The organism is Pseudoalteromonas sp. R3 (genome assembly GCF_004014715.1).
Lineage (GTDB): Bacteria > Pseudomonadota > Gammaproteobacteria > Enterobacterales > Alteromonadaceae > Pseudoalteromonas.
Genome location: NZ_CP034834.1, coordinates 828803 through 847741 on the forward strand (window position 1 = coordinate 828803; position 18939 = coordinate 847741).

General features: G+C 48.7%; 12 protein-coding genes. 8 read left to right on the forward strand and 4 right to left on the reverse strand.

Going from position 1 to position 18939, the window contains the following annotated elements:
* Positions 1-6: 6 nt before the first annotated feature.
* From ELR70_RS03120 to ELR70_RS03130, 3 genes are all read left to right on the forward strand, one after another.
* Positions 7-1392 carry a sigma-54 dependent transcriptional regulator gene (locus ELR70_RS03120; RefSeq protein WP_054016252.1) on the forward strand — a complete coding sequence of 462 codons (1386 nt, stop codon included), beginning with the start codon at positions 7-9 and terminating at the stop codon, positions 1390-1392.
* Entirely contained in the window at positions 1392-2723 is a 1332-nt protein-coding gene (locus ELR70_RS03125; RefSeq protein ID WP_054016251.1) for an ATP-binding protein, read from the forward strand. Before ELR70_RS03120 ends, ELR70_RS03125 begins: the two co-directional genes overlap by 1 nt.
* 442 nt (positions 2724-3165) lie before the next feature.
* On the forward strand, positions 3166-4521 hold the full coding sequence (locus ELR70_RS03130; RefSeq protein WP_054016250.1) for a trypsin-like serine protease: 1356 nt from the start codon (positions 3166-3168) through the stop codon (positions 4519-4521).
* A gap of 185 nt (positions 4522-4706) precedes the next feature.
* Here the strand turns inward: ELR70_RS03130 and ELR70_RS25830 are convergent, their stop codons facing one another.
* Positions 4707-4841: a cytochrome b/b6 domain-containing protein gene (locus tag ELR70_RS25830; RefSeq protein ID WP_347232122.1), complete on the reverse strand. Its 135-nt coding sequence runs from the start codon at positions 4839-4841 to the stop codon at positions 4707-4709.
* Positions 4842-5140: 299 nt separating this feature from the next.
* Here ELR70_RS25830 and ELR70_RS03140 point away from each other — a divergent pair, with 299 nt between their 5' ends.
* Complete coding sequence (locus ELR70_RS03140; protein ID WP_054016249.1) at positions 5141-5641, forward strand: zf-TFIIB domain-containing protein; 501 nt, start codon at positions 5141-5143, stop codon at positions 5639-5641.
* Positions 5642-6076: 435 nt separating this feature from the next.
* On the opposite strand, the gene ELR70_RS24740 is transcribed toward ELR70_RS03140, so the two are convergent.
* The 3 genes from ELR70_RS24740 to ELR70_RS03150 form a co-directional block, all read right to left on the reverse strand.
* The gene (locus tag ELR70_RS24740; RefSeq protein WP_160317405.1) at positions 6077-6253 is read right to left on the reverse strand and encodes a hypothetical protein; all 177 of its coding nucleotides are present in this window, start codon (positions 6251-6253) and stop codon (positions 6077-6079) included.
* 203 nt (positions 6254-6456) lie between these two features.
* Complete coding sequence (locus tag ELR70_RS03145) at positions 6457-7428, reverse strand: glutathione S-transferase family protein (protein ID WP_054016247.1); 972 nt, start codon at positions 7426-7428, stop codon at positions 6457-6459.
* A gap of 38 nt (positions 7429-7466) precedes the next feature.
* On the reverse strand, positions 7467-8303 hold the full coding sequence (locus ELR70_RS03150; protein ID WP_054016246.1) for a pirin family protein: 837 nt from the start codon (positions 8301-8303) through the stop codon (positions 7467-7469).
* A 241-nt stretch (positions 8304-8544) separates the two neighbouring features.
* On the opposite strand from ELR70_RS03150, the gene ELR70_RS03155 reads away from it, so the two are divergent.
* The 4 genes from ELR70_RS03155 to ELR70_RS03170 all read left to right on the forward strand — a co-directional run bounded on the left by ELR70_RS03155 (position 8545) and on the right by ELR70_RS03170 (position 18895).
* Positions 8545-9510, forward strand: coding sequence for a hypothetical protein (locus ELR70_RS03155; protein WP_054016245.1), 966 nt, complete (start codon positions 8545-8547; stop codon positions 9508-9510).
* A gap of 205 nt (positions 9511-9715) precedes the next feature.
* Positions 9716-10795 carry a hypothetical protein gene (locus tag ELR70_RS03160; protein ID WP_054016244.1) on the forward strand — a complete coding sequence of 360 codons (1080 nt, stop codon included), beginning with the start codon at positions 9716-9718 and terminating at the stop codon, positions 10793-10795.
* A gap of 861 nt (positions 10796-11656) precedes the next feature.
* On the forward strand, positions 11657-11854 hold the full coding sequence (locus tag ELR70_RS03165; protein ID WP_054016410.1) for a hypothetical protein: 198 nt from the start codon (positions 11657-11659) through the stop codon (positions 11852-11854).
* A 351-nt stretch (positions 11855-12205) separates the two neighbouring features.
* A complete protein-coding gene (locus tag ELR70_RS03170; RefSeq protein ID WP_054016242.1) occupies positions 12206-18895 on the forward strand; it encodes a non-ribosomal peptide synthetase in 6690 nt (2229 codons plus the stop codon).
* Positions 18896-18939 lie beyond the last annotated feature (44 nt).

Consider the following 18939-nt stretch of genomic DNA (forward strand, 5'->3'; position numbering starts at 1 on the left):
TACGGCATGAGCATAAAACGGCATATTTTGGTGGCCGATGATGATATGAACGTCATTGCGGGCTTATCTTTTTTGTTGCAGGACGAAGGGTACGAGGTGAGCTGTGTCACCACTGCTCAGGCCGCATTGGAGAAAGTCAAAGTGCAGTCGTTTGACTGCGCTTTGCTGGACATGAATTTTGGTAAGGATACGACTTCTGGCCAGGAGGGACTGGCTTTAATCTCTGAGCTCAGAGAGCTGGATAGTCGGCTGCCGATTGTCATGATGACAGGTTGGGCGACCATAGAACTGGCGGTGGATGCGATGCGCAGTGGTGCTCAGGATTTTGTGCAAAAGCCCTGGGACAATGAGCGTTTGCTACATACACTGGAAACACATATCACACTGGCGCAGTCGCAAGGGCTGAATGAGCGTCTTAAACAACAAAACCGCCTGTTGCAGCAGGCGGCTCATCCGCAAGCACGCAATGAAATCGTGGCGCGCTCTCAGGCGATGCAACAGCTTTTGACACAGCTTGAGCAGCTGGCACAAAGCGACATGAATATCTTGCTCACAGGCGATAACGGTACCGGAAAAAGCATGCTGGCAGCCTATGTGCATCGATGCTCCGCGCGTGCTGAGCAGGCTTTTGTTACGGCAAATATGGGCGCGATTGTTGAAAGCCTGTTTGAAAGCGAAATGTTTGGCCATGTCAAAGGGGCATTCACCGATGCTAAGGCTGCGCGGGCCGGACGTTTCGAAATGGCCCGTCATGGCACCTTATTTCTCGATGAGATAGCCAATATACCGCTGTCACAGCAGGCCAAATTACTGAGTGTGCTGGAGGAGCGTAAGTTTGAGGCCGTTGGCAGCAGTCAGTCTCAGGTTGCTGATGTGCGCCTGATCTCAGCCACCAATGGCGATTTACCTGCGCACATTCAGGCAGGGACGTTTCGTCAGGATCTGTACTACCGGCTCAATACCGTTGAGCTCAGAGTGCCGTCTCTCAGAGAAAGAGCGGAAGATATCGCACCGCTGAGCGACTACTTTTTGGCGCAGTTTGCGGCTAAATACAATAAACCTGAGCCAACACTGAGTGAGGAAGCGGCAGTCGCACTGCACAATTATGACTGGCCCGGCAATATTCGGGAGCTGCGTCATGTGCTGGAAAGAGCCTTGTTTGTCTGTAATTCAGCCTTGATCATGCCTGAAGATCTGGCAATTGCTGCGACAGGTGAAGAGCAGGTGCAGAGCATTGATAACCCAGGCCTGACGCTGGACGAAATCGAACAAGCCGTACTGCGCCAGCGACTACGCCATCATAAAGGTAATGCCAGTGAAACGGCCCGTTCACTTGGGCTGAGTCGCAGTGGATATTACCGTCGACTGGCAAAATTTGGGATGGCGGAGTAATGGTGCCTGAAGAATCCTGGTTTGGACTGACCCGCCTGCAACGCCTGATCATTGCCGTGTGTCTGCCGTGTTATCTGCTGATGATTACGGGTTTGCATATGGCGGGCTGGAATAGTTACTTAGTGGTGTTTATTGCCACTGTACTTGGCTTGCTGTTCTGCTATCTGGTCGTGGCGAGTAAAGTCTTACTGGCGCATCAACTCAGAACCCTGACAAACCTGATAGAGGCGATGACCGTTGGCGACTATTCGTTACGGGGTCGGGTAAGCGGTGACAGGGCAATGTCTGAGTTGCTGAGCCAGGTGAATCTGCTGGCAGAGAGTCTGAGTCATCATAAAGCCATGGCGGTGGAGTCCCGCCTGCTCTTGGATAAATTTATCGACCAGATGGATGCCATGGTGTTGGTGCTGGATGAACACGAGCGGGTAATTATGGCTAATCAGCCTGCTCAGGCGGTACTCTTAACGCAAAAGCCCAGTGCAGAGCATCCGCTGAAACTCACCAGCAGTAAACTGGGCCAGCAGCTGATGGCCTGTGAGGGCAAAATAGTGACACTGGATGATGGCCAGCTCAGTGGTGAATACCTGGTACTGCGAGAGCGATTTATCAGCGATGGCAAAACCCATCAGTTCTTAATCATTAGTAATGCTGAGCGTTTGTTGATGGAAAAAGAACGCACTGCCTGGCAGGGGTTACTGCGGGTGTTAAGTCACGAGGTAAATAACTCGCTGACGCCTATCAGTACTATCGCCCAGCAGCTCAACAAACGCCTGGCTCAGCAAGATAATTTGCCGTCTGCACAAAGTCTGCGTCAGGGGGTGGGGATTATTAGCGAGCGGGCAAGCTCACTCAGCACTTTCCTTGAAGGCTACACTCGTCTGACCCACTTACCTCAGCCCAATAAGAGCCCACTTAAGTTGGGTTTTGTCACCCAGACACTGGAAGCGCTTTATCCTGAGATCCACTGGCGGTTTGCGGTCGATGAGTCGGCTACTGTGATGGCTGATAAACAACAGTTCGAACAGATCTTACTTAACCTCACCAAGAATGCGCAGGAAGCCGTATCGTCTGAGCAGCACCCCGAAATCACCTTTTCCTCGTCCACTCAAATGAACCAGCTGGTCCTGACTATGGTTGATAACGGGACAGGGATCTCAAATCCGGAAAATGTGTTTGTACCGTTTTACACGACCAAAGCACAGGGTAGTGGCATCGGGCTGGCTTTATGCCGACAGATCATGTTTTCTCACGGTGGCAGTATTAAACTGGATAATAACCCGGATGGTCCGGGCGCCCGGGTCAGGCTGTTTTTTCCTTATTATGAGCATTGAAGCAGGTCAGCAGTCTGGTGGTGCACACTCTGAAGCATTGAGATTCGCGATGGCTGCGATTTGCGTTGTTAGTATGATAAGCCAGAGAGCGCTTTGATTAGCATCAGCGCCAAGTGCTAAGCCGCTTTACAGCAGCTTATGCAAGGTGCCAGGCTATTGTAGGGGAGTAGATACCGGCTCAAGGCCGGTATGACGGCTGAGTGGGTATTTAATATGGGTATAACTCTGAATGCCAGGTACTGCTTACTATGTTTTGCTGTTTTGCGTTTGCTTGACATTCATCAGGCTATTTGCGCAAACACCAAGTTCTTATAAAAAATGCCAGAGTTCAGGCATTGAGTGAAAATAAAAATTGAGCTGTTATTAGCTGCTTTATATTTACAAGTGTAAATTTTGTGTTTATATTTTTCGGTTCCCAATAAAGGAAATACAAGGTATACACATGTTAAAGGTTAAAAATACACTCTCAATGACAGCGTTGTCTGTTTCGCTGGGGCTGGGTCTGAGTGCCGCAGCTATCGCTCAGCCGGCCAATGTAGGTGGGCACTCACTTGATAGTATAAGTCCTGAATACTATGAACCTGAAATTGTCGGTGGTAATCCAGCTAACACCGCAGACTGGCCATTCTATACCCAGATCCTCAATTCTAACGGGACCACCGCGTTTTGTGGCGGCAGTTATGTGGGGGATGGTTATGTATTGACGGCTGCGCACTGTGTTAACAATAAGTCAGCGCGCTTTTTAAATGTTAAAGTGGCGGGCTTTTTACTGGGTGGCAATGATGGTGACCGCATTGCTGTGGCTGAAAAATACGTACACCCTCAATATAACAGCAGCACGCTGAACCATGATGTTGCGTTACTTAAGCTGGTTCGCACACCAACTCAGGGTAGCTCGGTTGCGTTAGCTCAGGGGAATGTTGAGCAATATGTACGGGTTGGCGATTTAATCTCAGTAGCGGGCCTTGGCCGTCTTAGCGAGGGCGGCAGCCGCCCTACCAATCTGTATGAAGTAGACGTGCCACTTGTTTCTGATCAGGTATGTCGTCAATCTGGCGGCGCCTATCAGAATGTTGGCAGTGTGGCATTTTGTGCAGGCTACCCTCAGGGTCAGAAAGATTCGTGTAGTGGTGACAGTGGCGGCCCTATTGTTGCGAACTCCGGCGGTCAGGTCGTTCAGCTGGGGATTGTCAGCTGGGGGGTCGGCTGTGCCCGCCCGGAAAAATATGGCGTGTACGCAGATGTTGCGGCGCTGCGTAGCTGGATAGACAGCGTGAAAGGCGATGCTGAGCCAGTATCAGTGTCGTTCAAGGCAAATGATACTCTGGCAGGCTTTAAAGTCGGAGAAACCAAAGCTCATACCTTCACTATCACCAATTCAGGCAATACGCCATTTAGCTTTAAGTCAGTCAATCTGACCACCAGTGGTGTGACATCTGGTCTGGTTAATCCGGTGGATACGTGTAGTGCCAGCACCTTGACGGCAAACCAGAGTTGTCAGGTTGGTGTTGAATTTGGTGCAAGCCGAAGCGGTACTGCGGGTGTGGCGCTGAACTTTACACTGGAAGAAAGCCAGGTGAACTACAGTGCAAAAGCGACTGCGACAGTTACGTCAGGTGGTGATACGGGTTGTCCGGGCAACTGGGACGCGAGCAAAGTGTACGATAAGCCAGATCAGGTGACGTATCAGGGCTTTAAGTACGAAGCACGCTGGTGGACGCGTGGTGATGTGCCAAGCGAGTCGGGCACCTGGGGCGTCTGGAAGCAAATTGGCGTTGATAGCGGCTGCACACGCTAACCCGTAATAGTAAAAGCAGCTTAGGCTGCTTTTATTGATTTTAAATATGGGCTGTTACTCAGCCAACACCTTTTTCCTAAAGCAGGCACATCACTGTCATTACAGGGGGCTCGGCTGCCAGCTTTTGACTGGCTTTTTCCCTCTGTTAGTCATTTGTTCATCCAGAATGTTGCCTTAAGGCGAGCCTAGCGCTCGCCACCGTGTGTCATTTTAAGCAAAGTTCGATCTCGTTTCACAAAGTGATGGTAAAGCGCGACAGCGGCATGGCCTAAGATCAGCATCCAAATCAACCAGGTACCGAGAATTTCCTTGTGAATAATCTTTTAATCATTTGAAATATATATGGTTTTCATAATGGTGATAACAGGAGACTGTACTTATTGATACGCTACACCTGGATGGCGGTAAGGTACTGGCCGAAGGCATTGAAACCCAACAGCAACTGGATATTTATTGCCGGTAAGTTGGGGGAGATTATGTGCAAGGCTACTCTTTGATAAACCAAAGGAATTCGGCACTTAATGCTTGGGTTTTGCAAATCTGGACACAAAAAGTATACTGTTTTGCACCGTGGCTCGGTAATGAGTACAGCGATTGCTAGAAGATTGGAGTTTTAAATATGCAGTGTCCCAGAACTTTACACCCACTGAAAAAGGTCAAAGTGGGTGGTATTGAGGTATTTATATCTGAACACAGTGGCGGCGCCTTTTTTGACAACCAGGTATTGGCTAATTTCACCAATCCAGCTGACTTGCGTGCAGAGGTGCTGGCTAAGCACTTGCGCCAGTTTTCAGCGCCACTCGCCGATGAAAGTAACCGAGTAAACTGCCCTAAATGTCCAGATATCGTGATGATGCGCCGTTATTTCAGTCCATTACGTGTCGTTGAAATTGACGAGTGTCCGGGCTGTGGCGGTATCTGGCTTGATACAGGTGAGCTGGACAAATTACACCAGAATCACCTGAGTGCAAAAGAACGTGAGATGTTGAGGATCAAAATGCTGGAGGAGCACCGGGCTTTTCATATTGATAGTCCCAGTCGCTATAAATTATCCGGGAAAGATGGCCGCAGCAATCTGGAAAAAGCGTTTGAAATCGCCGCAGAGATGATAAGTGATTGAGCTATAAACGGCAAATGACTGAGCTGTGAAGTCTGTGTATTTAAACAACGAATGCTATAGAATGGAGCAGCAGCATGGCTGACTGAATCCAAATACAGCAGCAAAATATACAGGTAGAAATGACATACCATGTATGTCGTCGTTGCTTGAATTCAGGCTTATCAGGATATTTGTAGTCAGGCGGACCAACATACATGGGCAGACCCAGTTTATAGTTATCCATCAGGATTAAGCAGGTGAGTCCCACTAACAGGTTTAGTGTTGCCAGGCTGAAAAATTGCTCTACAGAGTAGCTAAAGTAATTCAAAGCAGACACGACTACAAGACAGGCCCAGCAACGAGAAAATGAATATTGCGCAAACAAAAAACGCAAACCTTGCACTGCGGCGGATCTTAAAAAACTGAGCATGAGGATTGGGTTGACTCCATTGCTGTCTAGCTGTTGATATCTAGTAGCATCCCTACTGCGACGCCGATTGCGATGCCCAGAGCTACACCATTGGCAATATTTTCCGATGAAACACCAATGGCCGTACCGACGGCTAAGCCCGTTACCATGCTAATACCTATCTTGCTGGCGGTTTTTTTACGGGTTTCTTTATCTGCCTTCATGATTTCACTCCTTAAAACTCACGTTAGACTGTGGCTAATTTTACACCAATTGATTTCCTATTCCAGCAATTTTATCGAAACTGCATAGCCACACTCTAAGTCAGGGAGAGTGATATATGAACCGAAATGCGTGTGACGGGGTTTGTTGTTCTGGTAATAACAAGCCACTGTAAACGGGGTTTACAGTGGCTTGGACAAAGCGGTTATCCGCGATTGTGCGGTTGTGTGTAGTCTATGTCCGGGCCGACAGGGACAACCTGGGTTGGGTTGATCATGGTGTGGCTAAAATAGTAATGGCGCTTAATATGATAAAAATCTACCGTGTCGGCTACGTTTGGCCACTGATATAGCTCACGGATATACCCTGCCAGATTCGGGAAGTCCTCAATCTGTTTCAGGTTACATTTAAAGTGTCCATGGTATACGCTGTCGAAGCGGATCAGTGTGGTAAACAAGCGCCAGTCTGCTTCTGTGAGTGTATCGCCCACCAGATAGCGCTGCCTGCTCAGTCGTTGTTCCAGCTGTTCAAGGGCTTCAAACAAGGCCGTTACAGCCTCTTCGTAGGCTGCCTGTTCTGTCGCAAACCCCGCTTTATATACTCCGTTGTTGATTTTGTGATATACAAACTCGTTGATTTCATCAATGTCCTGACGCAACGCTTCAGGGTAGTAATCATCAGTGTTACCCGTCAGTTCATTGAAGGCCGAATTGAACATGCGAATGATCTCGCTCGACTCATTACTGACAATCCGGTTGGTGTGTTTGTCCCAAAGGACAGGCACTGTCACACGGCCAGAGTAATCTGTTTTATTACGGGTATACAGCTGGTGCATGTAGCTGTGCTCAAATAGCGTGTCACCACTGCTGAGCGTCTCCTTGTCAAAGGTCCAGCCGTGCTCAAGCATATCCGGGCTAACCACAGAGACGTCAATATGGGCTTCAAGTTGCTTTAGCTTTCTGAAGATCAGGGTTCGATGTGCCCAGGGACATGCCAGCGACACATACAAGTGATATCGGCCAGACTCTGCTTTGAAGCCGCTGTCACCGCTCGGTCCTGCGCTGCCATCGGCGGTTACCCAACTGCGCAACTGAGCGTCTTCACGTTGAAACTTACCCTGGTTACTTTTAGTGTCGTACCAGACATCATGCCATTTACCTTCAATCAATCGTCCCATTGTCTTGTCCTCTCAATTTGGTTAATTCTGACTATGCGTTAAATGCTACCGAATTTACCGGCATGATAGTCACGCACGGCCTGATGTAGCTCTTCCGGTGTATTCATGACAAACGGCCCCATATGGGCAATTTTCTCCCCGATTGGCTGGCCTGCCAGCACCAGCACACCTGCTCCTTGCTCGCCACTGTGCAGCTCTACCGGGTGAGATGGGTCAAGCTCCAGCTGATAGGTGGCGCTCAGGCGTGTATCGGCCAGACTACCCGTGTGAATGTAGAGCAGCACTTTGCCAAAACCCGACATATCCAGCGAGATCTGTTGCTGAGGAGGTAAAACCACATCGGCAATGACGCCATTACCTGCTAAGTCATTTATCGGTGAACTGGCTGTTTGCCCTTCAACTTGCCACTCTCCAGCCAGTGCCTTGAGCTGGGCGCCAGAGTGGGTGACTATAACGGGTGCCTTGTGCTCAGTCGTATCCTGATAACGGGGAGCGCGCATTTTGTCTTTGGCAGGCATATTGAGCCAGATCTGAAAACCGTGCATGCCCTGTTCGGCATCGCTCAGTGGCATTTCCGAATGGATCACGCCGCGTCCGGTACTCATCCATTGTACATCTCCGGCGCGAATGGCTTTCTTGTTGCCCATCTGATCCTGATGTTCAAAGCCGCCCTTACGAATGTAGGTAAAGGTTTCAATACCGCGATGTGGATGTGCTGGAAAGCCAGCCATATAGTCACTGCTGTTGTCTGATTTCAGTTCATCGATCATCAAAAAGGGATCCAAACTTTTACCATCAAAGCCCGCGATCCGGGTGATGTTTACGCCTGCACCATCCCGCGTAGCCTGCGCTTTATTGATACGAATAATTTGCATAAAAACCTCGTTGCCTGCGCCATCAGTTAAAGTTAGTCCAATGCGCTGTGTTTGCCTGATGACGTCACTTTAGCAACGACATCATGAGAATGAAATTTGCAAATATTGAAGGTTTTGTTCGTTTAAATAGAATGTATGTCGTTCATGGGCCGCTCAGTTTACCGATTGGATACTGCCAGCGTATAATTATAAGGTACGCTTAATCGCGACCAACAGCGACAGACATCATAAGGAAAGCACAATGAATAAAGTCGGATTACTCGCCGCCATGGTGAGTGTTGTTTTGCACACTCCCTTATCTGCACAGGCGTCGGAACCTCAGTGGCACTGTAATGAGCAAGCGCTGGTGTTTAAGAATAAAGCTGAGGACAACTTACATGCCTATCTGAGTTTTCTGGCGCGCAACCCCGGTGTGTTTCCTCGCGGACTCAATGACCAAGATCAGCAAAAATGGCATGCCGCTATCGATCAGTACCGTATACTGACAAGCCAACCCAGATATCACCCTTTGTTCAGTGACTCGGAATTAAGCGAACTGACCCAGCATCTTTTAGATTCGAATCATACTATCACCGATTTACCGGTCAACGACCTGACTCGTGGCTATTTCGCGGTGATGAGTAGTTATCGGGATGAGATATGGCCACAACACCAGGCTCAGAATAAGGCCTGGACCGAGCACAGCATCGCACTACTCAATGAGTATGGCGCCAGTGTTTGCTCGCGATTAAATGATATATTTGGAACAGACGTGATTGTGGTAGAGCAACATCAGGTTTCTATCGTTGCCCGGCCTTTTTCGCACGCTGGTGCATTTACCTCAGGCAGGAACTTTTTTACGTTTATCAATACATTTCAGGATGGTTATAAAGACTGGTTTGCTCTGGAAATGATATTTCATGAGGTGGCGCATACCAGCTTCCCAGATTCTCCTTTTTATCAGGCGTTGAAACGTCAGGCTAAACTACAGGGCAAACAAGAAGCTTTCAAATCATTGTGGCACCCTATGTTGTTTTATATCGTCGGTGAGGTAACCCGACAAACACTCGCCGCACAGGGTCATACCTTTGTGCCTTATGTTTCCTGGAAAGGGCTATATAAAAATCGCCAGGAGGAGCTTGCTAAACTAACGCGAACTATACAGCCTTATGTGGATGGCCAGGTGTCGCAGGAATTGGCCATTAAAAATTTAATAGATGCCCTGTAAAGGGCAAAATAATCGTCAGCTGCCTTGACCGATACCAAAATGTGGCATTTAATTTACTCGGCTCGGCAGGCCGAATCGCCTGGATTGTTGCAACGGGTTGTTTCAGTTACACTACGAACTGAAAGTAGGCGGATAGGGCCCATTTTTTAGCTTTTGGTGAGTGTTTTTCTGGTTGTCAGAGCCAGGAGTCAATAGAGTAATAATTATGTTAGAGCAAATGCTGCTGAGCAACCTGAACAATAAAGCAGAACTCGATGATGAGTCCTTTGAATACAAAAGTATCTTTTTAAGCTCAGTTGTTCCGGATCCCACCAATGGCCGGTTTTTACCTTCTATATGTATAGATGATGAAGATGCACGTCTGTTTGTGGCTCGCAAATTAAGCAAGGCACAGCTCACTAAACTTTATCAGGGCGAAGACCATGTTCTGATTGGCAAATCTATCATTATTAACTGCCTGAAGCACGGCTCAGAGGACTGGAAGCGTGCGTCTCAGACCATAGACTCTATCATCGAGTTGGGTGACAACATTTCTGTGTCCGAGATGATCCAGGCACCTACTTTGTATCCTCTGGAGGACGGCCGCTTCCAAATTCTAACCGGCCACCGTCGCTTTTTTGCACTGGTATACGCAAAAGGGTATGGCGCTGCAGCTCAGTTTAAGGTCTACGACAGTAAGCCTTTACTTACTAAAGTGAAGCAGTTTCAGGAAAATGCCAGCCGTGAAGACTTGCCTCAGTATGGCAAGCTACAGGCATTTTCAAATGCGGTGACTGAAATCGAACAGTTAAACAAAGCACGTTTGCAATCCGGGTTGTCGCGCCTCACGGTGAGAGAGATAGTACCTAAGCTTGGCATCTCAATGGGCGCGTATGATAACTACAAGGTATTATCTCGTTATCCAGTGGTGATGTCAGCCTATGAAAGGGGCTGCAGTTACTCTTTTATCAAAATGAAGCGACTGATTTTGTCATTGGAATCCCAGTATAAAGAAGCACACAATAAGTCGACCCTGAATGCTATGGACAAACGTGCCGTTTCAGAGCTTATTGAGCAGCAATTACAGGGGATCAAAAAGCAGCCAGCGAAAAGCAAATCTCCCTTTATCACCACGTCGTTTGCATCTCATACGGCTTTGCAAAGACTACTCACGCAAGATGTTACGCAACTGGCATGTGGGGTAGACTGGTCAACACTGGACTGGCAAGACAAAAAGGCTGTTTCAGCGGCGCTGGAATGTGTAATTACTCACCTTGAGCAAGAGTCAGAAACTGAAAAATCGTGATTATGCCAGCGTTTTACCGCATGTAGCAGTGCTAATAGCGGCATAATCCTACCAACTTAGAGCCATTGCTCGATGGCTTATTATTGTCTTTTTCGATACATCACCTTCAACATTATCACGCTATTATTGCTGGAAAATAGCTTTTTTTGATTAATTACGTGTGGATTTTAGGTAATTCTATCCAGGTTAATCTGGCATGTATACAGGGACAAAGCTCAACTATTCTAGTTTAAAACCTGCTCTCAGATTCTGAATTTTAGCTTCATTTCAGTTTTTCATTTCTGAAAATAAAAAGCGTTTTTTCATAATGTGACAGTAAAAAGTCATTCAAATATGTCTTTTATATTACAGGATGCATGAAAGTATAATCTACAAATTAATCATATCAATATATGCCATCTATACAGTAAACCAATTGCCAGAAGTAAGCTGGCATCCTTCTGCGCGGTACATTTTGAAACATATAATTCCTCAAACCGTCATGTTATTGTCCCGATGTGTGGGGTATAAATGTCCCCAATACGAAAGGCCAACAAGGCTCGACTAGCCTGCTTCAGGCTGGGGCTCCGCCAGTGCCCAGTGCAGGAGAGTGCGATTTTTCTGGGGAAGTTAATCTAGTGCACACGTGGTTTGTTAACTATTTGTTGTGATAGATCTTTCCGTGTTAAATGGTGCTGCATGCTTAGGGAGGTAGATGTGAAAAACAAAATAAACATAATAAAAATAGTGGGTTATTTATTTGTTTTATGAAATTTATAATTTTTAGAAACAAAAGTGTAGAAAAAAAATGCAGATTACATAATAATGCGCTTGCGTAAAACATTTAACACTTTGCAATACTTTTTAACATGGACTGATAAGATGAAAAATGACGCATTGACAGAGTTAGGCATCAATCTGAACATTCACAATATAAATTCAGATGCTGTAGATGTGCAGTTGCTCCATCATATCTTCAAACTGGCCTATGACTTTGGCTATAAAGATGGTTGTAGTGGTGTATATGTGTGCCCGGCTTCTTCACTACGTTCATTAAGTGGCAGTGAGCTTGACGCGTAAGTCAGGCTATGAATTTATACATATCTCAGCACTGCGACCTGATATACCGACGCGGTGTAATAGCAACATAAAAACCGAAGAGCTGGGTGTGTTTGCATGTTGTTCTTCGTATCCCAATTCGCTTAATTAGGTGAGCTATTTTGTAGCGGAGAAATCGTGTTTTCGCATGGCGCATGATATATGCGTATTGATTGTGCGAAAGTTTTGGATAAATACGATCAAAATCGGGTTTTTCTCGCTGATAGTACAAGGGTTATGGCTGATTGGATTTGTGTGCACCTGGCGACCTCAACATGATGACATGTTTGCCAGTGTTTTCTTTATCATCAACTTGATTGCAAAAGCGAAAATATGAAACAGTTCTTTTTACAGCTCAGTGAAAAAGGGATCAAACTCACTGTCGATGAGCAGGGTAAGTTGCTTGTCAGGGGTAAATTGAAAGCCCTGACCTCAGAAGAAAAAGATTTTCTAAAGAACAACAAAGCGCAGATCATAGAGTCTATTCTGGCACACCAAAAGGTGTCGGCCGTGTCTCCCATTGTAGCCACAAAAACAGAATCGTATGCCGATACTGTCTTGTCCTTTTCTCAACGTCGATTATGGTTTATCGACAAGCTTAATGGGGGGTCCAGTGAATACAATATGCCTATGGCATTCGAGGTGCACGGACAGCTGAACATCGACAGGGTGGGGCAGGCCCTGAACGAGATAATACAACGTCATGAAGTGTTAAGAACGGTTTTTTATGAGCGCGATGGTGAGCCCTGCCAGATGGTGTTGGACAATACGTCTTTAACCATCACAGTGCTGGATTTGAGCGAGCAGACAGACTCCCATGGTGCAGCTGACGCTTATCTTATCCGTGACGCTGCCAGAACATTTGATTTGAGCAAGGATTTGATGGTGCGGGCCAGTTATTTGCAGCTGACGCATGATGACAGTGCTGCCTGCCAGGCCATTTTAAGTTTCAACATGCACCATATTGCCTCCGACGGTTGGTCGATGGATGTACTGACCAAAGAGTTTTTTGCCATCTACCAGGCCCTCGAGCAAGGCATGTTAGCTGCATTGACGCCATTACCTATCCAGTATCGTGATTTTGCCAACTGGCAACAGCAAACCTTTGCCACAGAAGGACTAAACAAACAATTAGATTACTGGCAACAGCAGTTAGAGCATGTGCCAGCATTGCATCAGCTGCCATTAGATGCAAGCCGGCCTGCTGAAAAACAGTATCAGGGCGAATTGGTCACGGCACAGCTAAGCGCAGCCGTTGCAACTCAGTTACTGGCACTGGCCAGAGCCTTTCAGTTAACCCCTTTTATGCTGTTGCACAGTGCGCTGGCGTTAGTATTAAGCCGACACAGTAACACTAAAGATATTGTTATTGGCAGTCCGGTCGCTAACCGCCAGGATCCGGCTCTGGCTCCTTTAATCGGTTTTTTTGTCAACACTCTGGTTTTCAGAGTCAGCACTGCGCATGACACCCTGAGTGATTATCTGGGCCATGTCAGAGCGGTACATCTGGGTGCACAGAGCAATCAGGATGTGCCATTTGAGCAGCTGGTTGAAGTACTTAATGTGCCCCGCAATAACGCCTACAGTCCACTGTTTCAGATTTTACTGACCACGGATAACCACTATGGAACAGCACCGTCTGACGCGCAGGGAATAAAGCTTGGGGCCGCCACTTTGCAGGCCATGCCAGAAGCTGCCCTGACCACCAAATTTGATCTGGACATTCATATGTCAATGAATGAGTCGGGCGTGTCGGTGGGCTGGACTTATGACATAGCTCTGTTCAGCAAAGCACATATCAGTCAGCTGAGTCAGCACTTATGCAATGTACTGAGTGCTCTGGCTAAGTTGGCCGAAGCAGGAGACTGGTCTGCCAGGCTTGCAGCCATACCGATGGAGAGTGAGCAAGAGCAGCAACAAGCGTTGGCGCTAGGCAGTGGCCGCGTAGTTGACCCCAAGTGCTCGGCTGTGCATCACTTGCTTGAACATCAGGCTCAGGCCAATCCTGATGCCGTGGCAGTGGAAACACAGGAGGCTCAGGTCACTTTTGCTCAGTTAAATGCACGTGCCGATGCACTGGCAAAACGCCTCGTTACAGAGCATCAGGTGAGCATGGGCCAGCCGGTGGGCATTGTGGCGCAGCGCTGTGTTGACACTTTGTGCGGGATTGCCGCAATACTGAAAGCGGGTGGGGCCTATGTACCACTAGACCCCCAGGCGCCGGTAGACAGATTAAACTATATTGTCGGCGAACTTTCACTGTCGCTGATATTATCTCACTCGCTGGATTCTTTTGTCGGCATGCCGTGCGTAAGGCTGGACGACCCCACGCTGTGGCAATTTCCTGAGCTGTCTGCCGAGCTCCCTGAGGTGGCAGCCAACAGCCCGGCTTATATCCTGTATACCTCAGGCTCAACAGGCAGACCAAAAGGTGTCAGCCAGCGCCACAGCACGCTGGTTAATCTGTGTATGCATCAGGCGTATGTTGACGGCATTACACAGCCCTACCGTACATTGCAATTTACGCCACTGACATTTGATGTGTCAGCTCAGGAGCTGGCAACAAGCTGGTATACCGGATCTCCGCTGATGCTCATGTCTCAGCAGCAAAAAGACCAGCTACAGGATCTGGGCGCTCTGGTTGCAAAGCACAATATTGAGCGCTTATTTGTGCCACCAGCTGTGTTTGACCTATTGGCTGAGCAGGCCACGCAACATCCGGGTATTCCTATGGCAGCACTTAAGCAAGTGTGTGTTGCCGGAGATGTGCTGAAGATCACCCCCAGTATTCGCGCATTTATGACACAGCATCCGCAGTGTGATTTATATAATCATTACGGGCCGACAGAGACGCACGTCGCCACCACCTATCATGTACAAAACTCAAACGAAGAAGAAGTCAGTATAGGCCAGGCAATTGCCAACACGACTTGTCTGATCCTGGACGCCGATTTAGCGCCTGTGCCTGTGGGCTGTGTGGGTGAGCTCTATGTTGCCGGACCGGGTGTGGCCTTGGGTTATTATAACAACCCAAGCCTGACTGAAGCGCGTTTTCTTGATAGATCACAGTTGCAGGTGCCACAGGCGGATATCGCGTGTGTCTACAAAACGGGCGACTTGGTGCGCATGACGTCGCAGGGCAACTTGCAGTACCTGGGCCGCAGTGATGAACAAATAAAAATTCGAGGTTTCCGTATTGAGCCGGGTGAGATAAGTGCGGTGCTTGAGTCCTTCCCAGAGGTGGAATCGGCGCTGGTGCTTGCCACTGGCGAGGGCGACAGTAAACACCTGGTTGCATATGTGCGTCCTTGTATCACGTGTGAGACAAATGAGATACAGCAGCACCTGATCACCGCTTTACAGACTCAGCTAAAAGATCTGTTGCCCGCATATATGGTGCCTTCCGCCATTGTGGTGGTCGAGCAATGGCCGCTGACCCGTAACGGCAAAATTGACAGGCGTGCACTGCCTGTCATCGACTTAACTCAAACGCAGTGTCAGGGAGAGGCACCGCACACTGCGACTGAACAGGCACTGGCGCAGATCTGGTCAACCCTGTTAGGGTGTGAAGCAGCAACGCTGACCCGAGATGCCGATTTCTTCGCGCTGGGTGGCCACTCTTTGCTGTCAGTCAGGTTAGTTTCTTTGATCCGCAGTGAGTTTGAGATTGAGGTTGCGGTTAAACAGGTTTTCTCAGCGAGCACGTTACTGACAATGGCGGCCCTGATTGAGTCAGGTACCAAAGCCACTCGGCCACCCATTGAACCACAGGAGAGAAATACAAACCGCTTTGCGCTATCTTATGCTCAGCAACGCCTGTGGTTTATCGATCAGTTTCAGGGCAGCTCTGCTCAGTATAATATGCCCATGGCTTTTGAAATAGAAGGTCCATTTGATCTGACTCTGGCCCAGCATGCACTGACGACGATAGTAGAGCGTCATGAGGTATTGCGGACTGTTTATCAGGAAGGGCAACAAGGACCTGTGCAAGTGATCATGGCGGTACAACCTGTGGTGATACGACATCTGGAACTCAGTCATCTGGATGGTGCGCACGCACAACAACTTGATCAGCTGCTGGCTGAAGATGCACATGCGGCCTTTGATTTAGCCTCCGACCTGATGCTACGTGCCAGCTATATTAGCCTGGGTTCGCAGCGAGGTGTGCTACTGCTTAATATGCATCATATTGCCTCAGATGGTTGGTCATTAAATCTGTTCAGAGAAGAATTCTTCACGCTTTATTGCGCATTTAGTGCAGGCCAGGACAACCCGCTGCCTGCACTGAAGATTCAGTATGCTGATTTTGCCCAGTGGCAACGTAACTGGCTACAAGGTGAGGTGCTGCAACAGCAGCTCGATTACTGGCAGGCACAGCTGAGTGAAGCGCCTGGCGTACACAGTATTCCACTGGATAGTCCAAGACCTGCCGAAAAACAATATGATGGCGCTATGGTATCGGGCAAAGCATCGGCACAGCTGGCGACACAATTATGTGATATGGCTGCGCACTATCAGATGACGCCATTTATGCTGCTGCATGCGGCACTGACACTGACCATCAGTCGTTACAGCAACAGTCTTGATGTGGTGATTGGCACGCCGGTTGCGAATCGGATGCAGGCGGAAGTTGAGCCGCTGATAGGTTTTTTTGTCAATATTCTTGCGCTGCGGGTCAACACAGAGCAGCCCTCTTTGGACAGTTATCTGCAACACGTCAGAGCCGTTCATCTGGATGCACAAAGTCATCAGGACTTACCGTTTGAGCAGCTGATTGACGCATTGCAGATCCCGCGGGGTGATGCCCATGCGCCGCTTTGTCAGATCATGACCTCATTTAACAGCACTCAGGCACAGGCAGGCTCAACACAGAGTGCACCAGAGGGCTTGGTGATCACGCCCGTTATGCAGGCCGGTTGTGTAGCAAAATTTGATCTCGAAGTGGAGTTTTCCATGAGTGAGTCCGGACTGCAGGCCAACTGGATTTATGATACTTCACTGTTTACTGAGTCGCATATCACCGAATTGAGTGAGCATCTGATGCTGTTACTGGAGCGCCTGGTGCAAACTGAGATGACACAAAATCTGAATCATTCACCCGGACAGCTGAGTGTGCTGGCGAACGAACAAAGCCAGTATCTGGTTAATGCCCTCAACGACAATTACCATGACTACGAGCGGTCGCTATGTATTCATCAGGCATTTGAACAACAGGTAGCGCGTAATCCAGAGCATATTGCGCTGATCTTTGCCGATCAACAACTGAGTTATGCTCAGCTAAATGGCAAAGCCAACCAGCTTGCACACTATCTGCGTGAGCGCGGTGCCATACAGTCGGACACTTTGATAGGTGTGGCACTTGAGCGTTCACTGGAAATGATCGTCGCCACACTTGCGGTGTTGAAAGCGGGTGGCGCTTACGTACCGCTGGATCCGGCCTATCCGCCAGCACGACTGAGCTATATGCTCGAAGATGCTGGCATCAAAACCATTATCAGCAATGAGACCATTAGCGAAGCTGTACGTCTCTCGGGGTTTGACCTTATCACTGTAGACGGTCTGCTGAGTGATGATGCGTTGGGGCCTTTCAGTCATTGCAGTGATGAAAACCTGGACAGCAAAGCACTCGGACTATTGCCTACCAGTTTGGCGTATGAAATCTATACCTCAGGGTCAACAGGCCAGCCAAAAGGCGTGTTGCTTGAGCATCAGGGGATCGTGAACCTGGCGGATAATCAACGCCGGGCATTTGCCATCACCCCGCGCAGCAAAATCCTGCACTTTGCTTCCATGAGTTTTGATGCCGGTACCTGGGAATACGCCATGGCGCTGCTAAATGGCGCGACCCTGGTGATTGCACAGAGCGAACAAAGACGCTCGCCCGAGGCCATTACGGCGCTGCTGGCAGAGCAACAGATCAGCCATGTCACTTTGCCACCGGCATTCCTGGCCATGATGCCGCTCGAAACTTCGTTGGCCTTGCAGGCGTTGATTGTCGCCGGTGAAGCGTGTGAAGCTGAGCTGGTCAATCAGTGGTCGGCACATTATCCCTTCTTTAATGCCTATGGTCCGACGGAAGCCTCCGTATGTGCTTCTTATCAGCGGCTCTATCCGGGCGCGCCAATCACCATAGGCAAACCCCTGAACAATGTCAGTCTGTATGTCCTGGATAAGCATATGAATCTGGTGCCACCGGGCGTGATTGGGGAGTTGCATATTGGCGGTGATGGTCTGGCTCGTGGCTATCATAAACGTCCCGAACTGAGCGCTGAAAAGTTCGTCGATAACCCGTTCTACTATTGCCCGGCCCATCGCGACAGCACACGCTTGTATAAGACCGGAGATCTGGCCCGGGTTCTGCCTGATGGCAGTATTGACTTTGTCGGTCGTCTGGATGCTCAGGTTAAAATCAGGGGCTTTCGGATTGAGTTGAGCGAAATTGAAGCGCAATTAAACCGCTGTCCACAACTGGATTCGGCCGTGGTGTTAGTGAAACAAGCCAGTAACGGGGCGGATATGCTGGTCGCATACATTCAGCCACACACTGAGGCTGAAAACACCACAGAGCTTATCTCAGGCGTTGAGCAAGATATGTATGAGCAATTACCGGAATATATGGTGCCGAGCCGCTTTGTGGTGGTTATGCAATGGCCGCTGACTCCGAACGGTAAGATTGATAAAAAAGCCCTGCCGGATATATCCGCAGAAGACTCTGAACAGCCCTATGTGGCGCCACAGACTGAAACTGAGCTGGCGCTGGCCCAGGTCTGGTCCGACTTACTGGGTATGGAGGCCGCTTTGATCAGCAGCCATGCACGTTTTTTTGAACAAGGGGGCAACTCCATTTTGGTAACCCGGCTGGAGACTCAGATCCGACATCGTTTTGCGGTGGAATTCTCTATCAAAGAGCTGTTTGCTCAACCTCAGCTCAAAGAGCAGGCCTTACATATTGATTATCTGCTCAGCCGCCAGAGCGACCTGCAGACCCAAGATGATACTGAGCTGGAGGAAATGGACTGGTAAAGGTGGCGGGCTACTTAATTCGCCCGTTCAACATGAGCACAGGT

Coding starts and splice junctions, on each gene's coding strand:
- ELR70_RS03165 (WP_054016410.1), top strand. CDS start 11,657: ATGAAAAATGACGCATTGACAGAGTTAGGCATCAATCTGAACATTCAC.
- ELR70_RS24740 (WP_160317405.1), bottom strand. CDS start 6,253: ATGAAGGCAGATAAAGAAACCCGTAAAAAAACCGCCAGCAAGATAGGT.
- ELR70_RS03150 (WP_054016246.1), bottom strand. CDS start 8,303: ATGCAAATTATTCGTATCAATAAAGCGCAGGCTACGCGGGATGGTGCA.
- ELR70_RS03120 (WP_054016252.1), top strand. CDS start 7: ATGAGCATAAAACGGCATATTTTGGTGGCCGATGATGATATGAACGTC.
- ELR70_RS03145 (WP_054016247.1), bottom strand. CDS start 7,428: ATGGGACGATTGATTGAAGGTAAATGGCATGATGTCTGGTACGACACT.
- ELR70_RS03140 (WP_054016249.1), top strand. CDS start 5,141: ATGCAGTGTCCCAGAACTTTACACCCACTGAAAAAGGTCAAAGTGGGT.
- ELR70_RS03125 (WP_054016251.1), top strand. CDS start 1,392: ATGGTGCCTGAAGAATCCTGGTTTGGACTGACCCGCCTGCAACGCCTG.
- ELR70_RS03170 (WP_054016242.1), top strand. CDS start 12,206: ATGAAACAGTTCTTTTTACAGCTCAGTGAAAAAGGGATCAAACTCACT.
- ELR70_RS03130 (WP_054016250.1), top strand. CDS start 3,166: ATGTTAAAGGTTAAAAATACACTCTCAATGACAGCGTTGTCTGTTTCG.
- ELR70_RS03155 (WP_054016245.1), top strand. CDS start 8,545: ATGAATAAAGTCGGATTACTCGCCGCCATGGTGAGTGTTGTTTTGCAC.
- ELR70_RS03160 (WP_054016244.1), top strand. CDS start 9,716: ATGTTAGAGCAAATGCTGCTGAGCAACCTGAACAATAAAGCAGAACTC.